Raw genomic sequence first — 449 nt, 5'->3', positions numbered from 1 at the left:
ATGTTTTCATTGGCAGTGTGCAGTTGGCTTTGCTGGGTTGCGGTAGCAATACCGGCAGGGGCGGTTTGGATCAAGCCGGCTTCTTTGAGGTCTTTAAGGGCGTCTTTCAGACGACCCCTTTGGGTTTCTTCATCAGTGTTGTGGTTGTTGGCGGTTTGGGCGGCTTTGTTCAGGCTTTTGGCGAGGGAAAGTGCCTGTTCGAGTTGGGCGATGGCATCGTCCATATCCAGCACTTTGCCGTTGGCGTCTTGGTTTTGTGCGCTGACGAGTATGCCTTTACCCGCCCGTACGGCGCCCCAGCCGTCGGTTCTGAGTTCGAAGCCTTCGCCGTTCTCTCCGCGTTTTTCCCTACCGCTGTCGACGATATGGCCGAGGTTGAGTTGGGACTTCTGGTAGTCGGTGGCGAGTTTGATGTGTTCCTGACCTTTTTGGTCTTCCATCCTGAGTTT

Annotated in this window: 1 protein-coding gene; it reads right to left on the bottom strand. The window is 54.8% G+C overall.

The window, feature by feature from the left end; translation table 11 throughout:
* On the bottom strand, nucleotides 1–449 hold a 449-nt coding region (locus HMPREF2572_RS03370), incomplete at both ends, for a type VI secretion system Vgr family protein (protein WP_148132276.1).

This window comes from Neisseria sp. HMSC064E01 (genome assembly GCF_001808875.1).
Classification (GTDB): domain Bacteria; phylum Pseudomonadota; class Gammaproteobacteria; order Burkholderiales; family Neisseriaceae; genus Neisseria; species Neisseria sicca_A.
The sequence above is the reverse complement of the archived record's forward strand: the minus strand, read 5'-3'. Positions and strand labels throughout refer to the sequence as shown.